This window comes from Xenorhabdus thuongxuanensis, assembly GCF_001908095.1.
Lineage (GTDB): Bacteria > Pseudomonadota > Gammaproteobacteria > Enterobacterales > Enterobacteriaceae > Xenorhabdus > Xenorhabdus thuongxuanensis.
This window is the reverse complement of sequence record NZ_MKGR01000055.1, coordinates 1-4,893: the sequence shown is the minus strand read 5'-3', so window position 1 is coordinate 4,893 and position 4,893 is coordinate 1. Positions and strand designations below refer to the sequence as shown.

Below are 4,893 nucleotides of genomic sequence, written 5' to 3'. Positions count from 1 at the left end.
TGTGTCATTTTCAGAAGGCGACTGCACCAATTGATAGGGTTTAGAGCCCTGTGTGCATATGACTTCTGATAAAATAATGTCAGAAGTCGGCTGCACTAAACGTAATTATGCTCAGTACTCGTGTGCACCGAAATATGTAATTTGCAGTAATCAACTGCACGAAATATCAAAAAACGGAGTTCTCGCGTTGGAGACGACAGTGTTAACACGCTTCTTGCTTTCGAGCACCCGCCATTTTTTGCTTGTTATTCAGCCATTATTTCAGAAGACGTCCGCATTAAACACGATTATACTCGGTACTTGTATGCACTAATGTGAGGTGTGAGCATGTTAGACACACCACAAATTACCGAACGAGGCGTGATGACCTTACCTGACAGGGTATGGCAAGAGGCCCGGCGCAGAAATGAAATCATTGAACCTCTGGCAGCGCTTAATACGGTCGGCCATCAAGCCGCTGATGCTGCTGCTCAGACATTGGGTTTATCCCGGCGGCAGGTATATGTTCTGATTAGCCAAGCCCGGCAAGGTTCTGGCCTTGTGACAGATCTGGCTCCGGGTCAATCTAACGGCGGTAAAGGCAAAAAACGCCTGCCAGAGTCAGTCGAAAATATTATTCATGATTTACTGAAAAAGCGATTTTTGACGAAGCAAAAGTGCAGTCTGGCTGCACTTTGTCGAGAGATTGCACAGGCCTGTAAAAAGCAAAATTTGCCCGCCCCAACGCGCAATACGGTGGCACTGCGGGTAGCTGACCTTGATCCAGTCAAAACAATACATTACCGAGAAGGCCAAGATGCAGCACGGGATCGACAAGGTGCTGGAGGTTTACCTCCCGCCGTAACGGTACCACTGGAACAGGTACAAATTGACCACACTGTCATTGACTTAATCGTTGTTGATACTTGTGATCGGCAACCGATTGGCCGCCCATACCTTACCCTCGCTATTGATGTATTCACGCGTTGCGTGCTTGGCATGGTGATCACCCTGGAAGCGCCGTCTGTTGTTTCTGTCGGACTTTGTCTCGCCCACATCGTTTGTGATAAGCGCCCCTGGCTGGAAAGGCTGGATATAGAAATGGACTGGCCGATGAGTGGTAAACCCAGGCAACTCTATCTCGACAATGCAGCTGAATTTAAAAGCGAAGCTCTGCGCCGGGGCTGCGAACAGCACGGCATCCGATTGGATTATCGTCCTCCCGGGCAACCGCATTATGGCGGCATCGTAGAACGAATTATCGGTACAACAATGCAAATGGTTCATAATGAATTGCCGGGAACCACCTTCTCCAACCCCAAACAACGTGGGGAATATGCTGCCGATAAGTTAGCCTCTCTGACATTGTCTGAACTGGAGCGCTGGTTTGCTCTGGCGATCGGTGCCTATCACGACTCGATACACCGTGGTATACTTCAACCTCCGGCAGCATGCTGGGCTGAAACCGTGGAGCGAATAGGCGTTCCCGCTGTTGTCACACACACTACTGCCTTTCTCGTTGATTTTCTTCCAGTGTTCCGCCGTATTCTGACACGTACCGGCTTTGTTATTGACCACATTCATTACTACGCCGACGTACTCAAGCCCTGGATTGCCCGACGTGAAAATTTTCCTGCATTTCTGCTCCGGCGTGACCCACGCGATATCAGCCGTATTTGGGTATTGGAACCCGAGGGACAGCATTATCTGGAAATCCCCTACCGTGCCTTATCCCACCCAGCCATTACCCTATGGGAGCAGCGGCAGGCGTTGACAAATCTCCGCCAACTCGGGCGGAAGCAGGTGGATGAATCGATGTTGTTTCGCATGATTAAGCAAATGCGTGAGATTGTCACTACAGCACAAAAAGTGACACGCAAAACCCGCCGTGATACAGAACGACGCCAGCATCTTCAGGTACCACTACCACCCAATAAACCCGTTTTACCCAAAATAGAGATAACGGATCAACAGGCAGAAAATCAGCCTCTGGCCAAGCCATTCGATCAAATAGAGGAGTGGTAGCTGTGGACGAATATCCCATTATCGATTTATCCCATCTGCTGCCAGCAGTACAAGGATTGGCTCAATTACCCGCAACTGAACGTATTCAGCGTATCCGCACTGATCGCTGGATAGGTTATCCACGAGCGCTTGATGCATTGAGACGATTAGAAACTCTGTACACTTGGCCGAATAAGCAACGCATGCCTAATTTGCTACTGGTTGGCCCAACCAACAACGGTAAGTCGATGATCATCGAAAAGTTCCGGCGTGCACACCCAGCCAGTTATGACGACAATCAAGAGTATATTCCAGTACTGGTTGTGCAGATGCCGAGTGAACCCTCGGTGATCCGCTTTTACGTCGCGCTGCTCGCTGCAATGGGTGCACCATTACGGCCGCGTCCCCGACTACCCGAAATGGAACAACTGGCACTGACATTGCTACGTAAGGTCGGCGTTAGATTATTAGTGATAGACGAACTGCACAACGTTTTGGCAGGTAACAGCGTCAATCGGCGAGAATTTCTCAATTTGTTACGTTTTCTTGGTAACGAACTCCGTATTCCGTTGGTAGGTGTTGGGACACACGATGCCTATTTAGCGATCCGTTCAGACGATCAATTGGAAAATCGATTCGAGCCGATGATGTTACCTCTGTGGGAGGTCAACGATGACTGTTGTTCATTACTGGCTAGTTTTGCCGCTGCGTTTCCGTTGAAGCGACAATCACCGATTGCTACACCAAACATGGCACGTTATCTGCTTACCCGATGCGAGGGGACAATCGGTGAACTGGCACGCTTGCTAATGTCGGCTGCTATCGCGGCTGTAGAAATTGGTGAAGAAGCTATCAATCATCGTACACTCAGCATGGCAGATTATAATGGTCCCAGCGAGCGACGACGCCAATTTGAGAGGGAATTGATATGAAACCAGCACCACGCTGGCCATTGCATCCAACTCCAGTAGAAGGTGAATCTTTATCTTCGTGGCTTCATCGGATTGCTACCTGTTACCAGATGAGCGTTCATGAACTACTGGAACACGACCTTGGACACGATCAAGTCGATGATCTAGATATAGCGCCACCACGTTCGTTATTAACAGCGCTCTCACTTCGAAGTGGTGTCGAGTTAGAGCGACTGCACTCTATGAATTTTGCCGGTTGGGTACCGTGGTTGTTGGATAGCCTCGACGATTTAATTCCTTCAGCGTTGGAAACTTACGTATTTCAGTTTTCGGTATTACTGCCTAAACGCAGGCGAAAAACAAGATTACTCACGAACTGGCGTGCTTGGTTATCCGGCCAATTTATCCAGCGCGCTTGCCCATGCTGTCTAAACGACTCGAAACAGCAAACTATGCAACTCATGTGGACGCTACCCCTCATGCTGAGCTGCCCATTTCATGGATGCTGGCTGGAATCTTATCGGGGGATGCCGGGATATTTTCTCCACTGGGAGAATACGGATACCGCACCTCGCAAAGCCAGTAATGCAATTTCGGCGATGGACACGCATACCTGGCAGGCGCTAACGATGGGATATGTGGAACTGCCACGACGGCGCATTCATGCAGGTTTATGGTTTCGATTGCTGCGCACTTTATTGGATGAACTCAATACTCCACTTTCGCAATGTGGGACTGACGCTGAAAATATTCGCTATATTTGGAAACGCTGTGGTTATTTACCACGTGCGGGGCAAAGTCTGTGGCGGCCCTATGAGTTTCTGAATTCCGGACTCCAGTTGCAAATGCTGGAAGCAACGGCTACGGCAATCGAACTGCTCGAATCGAATACTCTGAACCCGCCTGGTGAGCAGGCAGAACTATTTTCACCTGAGCCACAAACCGGTTTCACTAATGACCTGCTAGCGAATAAGAAAAATAAAAAAAACACCAATTGTTGGGAAGATGCCGTTAAGGCTATTAATGAAACGGTTGCTGAAGCACGGCACAATTCAAATACGGCTCGTTCACTATTCACTATAGCTTCCTATGGTCGTCGTGATCCTAAGTCTCTGGACAAATTGCGTACCTTGTTTGCTGAACTGGGTATTCCTCTTGAGTTTGTGTCACATTTTAACCCTGATAAACCCTTTGCATACCTTAGAATAAATGACGGATTAAATGACAACTTTTGACATCCCGCATTTTGTCATTCATTATGTCACTTAATCGACCGTATAAATGACAGGTAATGATATGTTAATTGGTTATATCAGGGTATCAAAAGCCGATGGCTCTCAAGCGACAGACTTACAACGTGATGCGCTGACTGCTGCCGGTATTAATCCCACTTATCTTTATGAAGACCACGCATCCGGCAAACGCGAAGATCGTCCCGGTCTGGAAAACTGCCTGAAAGCATTGCGATCAGGCGATACGCTGGTCGTGTGGAAACTTGACCGACTCGGGCGCGATTTGCGTCACTTAATCAATACAGTACACGACCTGAACGATCGCGGTGTTGGTCTCAAGGTATTGACCGGGCATGGTGCTGCTATCGATACCACAACAGCCGCCGGCAAGCTGGTTTTTGGTATTTTCGCAGCGTTGGCTGAGTTTGAACGTGAACTGATCTCAGAGCGTACTCTGGCTGGATTGGCATCAGCACGAGCACGTGGCAAAAAAGGTGGGCGTCCATTCAAGATGACGGCGGCCAAATTACGCTTGGCGATGGCTGCTATGGGGCAACCGGAAACCAAAGTAAGCGATCTGTGCAAGGAACTGAATATTACCCGGCAGACATTATACCGGCATGTATCACCGAAAGGCCAATTACGCCCAGATGGGGTGAAACTGCTTTCACCCCATAATGTCAACGCTTGAATCTTCAATATCCTACTTCAACAATTAAGTGCAGTCGACTTTTGACATTCTGTGCAGTCGCCTTCTGAAAATGACA

4 protein-coding genes are annotated in these 4,893 nt (G+C 48.7%); all 4 read left to right on the top strand.

Annotated features, from left to right (window positions below; genetic code table 11):
• Positions 1 to 327 precede the first annotated feature (327 nt).
• The 4 genes from Xentx_RS17720 (at position 328) to Xentx_RS17705 (ending at position 4,817) form a co-directional block, all read left to right on the top strand.
• On the top strand, positions 328 to 2,004 hold the full coding sequence (locus tag Xentx_RS17720) for a Mu transposase C-terminal domain-containing protein (RefSeq protein ID WP_074021820.1): 1,677 nt from the start codon (positions 328 to 330) through the stop codon (positions 2,002 to 2,004).
• Between the two features lie 2 nt (positions 2,005 to 2,006).
• Positions 2,007 to 2,915: a TniB family NTP-binding protein gene (locus Xentx_RS17715; protein WP_074021819.1), complete on the top strand. Its 909-nt coding sequence runs from the start codon at positions 2,007 to 2,009 to the stop codon at positions 2,913 to 2,915.
• Positions 2,912 to 4,129: a TniQ family protein gene (locus Xentx_RS17710; protein WP_074021818.1), complete on the top strand. Its 1,218-nt coding sequence runs from the start codon at positions 2,912 to 2,914 to the stop codon at positions 4,127 to 4,129. The genes Xentx_RS17715 and Xentx_RS17710 overlap by 4 nt, the downstream gene beginning before the upstream one ends.
• A 61-nt stretch (positions 4,130 to 4,190) precedes the next feature.
• Positions 4,191 to 4,817 carry a recombinase family protein gene (locus tag Xentx_RS17705; protein ID WP_074021817.1) on the top strand — a complete coding sequence of 209 codons (627 nt, stop codon included), beginning with the start codon at positions 4,191 to 4,193 and terminating at the stop codon, positions 4,815 to 4,817.
• Positions 4,818 to 4,893: the final 76 nt, after the last annotated feature.